Source organism: Spirosoma utsteinense (genome assembly GCF_014282275.1).
Taxonomy (GTDB): domain Bacteria; phylum Bacteroidota; class Bacteroidia; order Cytophagales; family Spirosomataceae; genus Spirosoma; species Spirosoma utsteinense.
Genome location: NZ_VFIA01000153.1, coordinates 1 through 1,046, shown reverse-complemented (window position 1 = coordinate 1,046; position 1,046 = coordinate 1). Strand labels below are relative to the sequence as shown.

The window sequence follows — 1,046 nt, the reverse complement described above, 5'->3', positions numbered from 1 at the left end:
GTAGCAACCGGCACTTCGATCACGATGGAATGGCAGTTGAATTTCGCGACCGCATCCCGGCCGCTGTTTTGCCGTACGTTACCGACGTCGAAAATACCGCCCAGATCGACAAAGAACGGGTCATCGACCGGTCCGCAGAAAATCTTTTCACCAGTCGAAGCGGTCATGATTGACTTCTGAACCAGTTCTTCGTACGATGACGCTCCCAGGCCAACCGTTTTGTTTTCAATACTGCGGGGTCCAATATTGGGTGGGGCTACCGCGCCATTGCTGATGATGGTCGTGAACGTGTTACCCCCGTCCATGCTGCGCTCGCAGGTGTAGGTTGTCTTCAGGTTCTCCTTACCTAAGCGAATCAGGAAGAACGTGGTCGGGTCCTCATTGACGCGCTTGAATGTAAACCGGTACACTATGTCTGAACCGTTGGTCGATGCATTGTTGTCGACGTGAACTTCATACCGGATGTTCTCACCAAACGAGTACCAGTTGGGGCCGCCAGCCGGATGCTCAAACGGGATGTAGTTGGCAATCAAGACAATGTTTTCCGGGTTGGTTGTGCTCTTGAACGCATACAGGTCGGTATTATCGGCCAGGGGATCGTTCGAGATCAGCGGTGCTTCGCGGTGCGATGAAGCGACAGCGCTCAGGGGCTGCAGAAAGCTGAAGGCCAGCGCGGCTACCAGATATAAAAAGTTTTTCATGTTTTCGTATGTTGTGGTCGTGACGGTTAGAATCTGGCTTTAACAGGGTAGTCAAATCCTCTCCACGGATTTTGTACGTAGGGGAAGTTTCCTCTCAGTTCTACGTCATTCTTGGTAGGCCCGGAATTGAATGTCAGCACGTTAACGAGATTTGGCGTAACTGGACTGGGCGTTGTGCCCGGCGTGAAGTCGTCGTACCACAACCCAATGGCTGCCAGCACTACACCCCCCACGGCCTGTAGCTCAATGGTGGTGACGTCATCCTCCAGCCGGCGTCCGTTGGGGAAGCCATCCATGTTTGGAATGAACTGCATGGCCGTCGAGCCGTTGAAGCGGGCATCGGTC

General features: G+C 53.6%; 2 protein-coding genes. Both read right to left on the bottom strand.

What is annotated here, in order from left to right; translation table 11 throughout:
- A partial coding sequence (locus FH603_RS28210) for a DUF4331 domain-containing protein (protein ID WP_186742715.1) occupies positions 1-701 on the bottom strand: 701 nt, incomplete at its 3' end.
- A 26-nt stretch (positions 702-727) separates the two neighbouring features.
- On the bottom strand, positions 728-1,046 hold a 319-nt coding region (locus FH603_RS28205), incomplete at its 5' end, for a DUF4331 family protein (protein WP_186742713.1).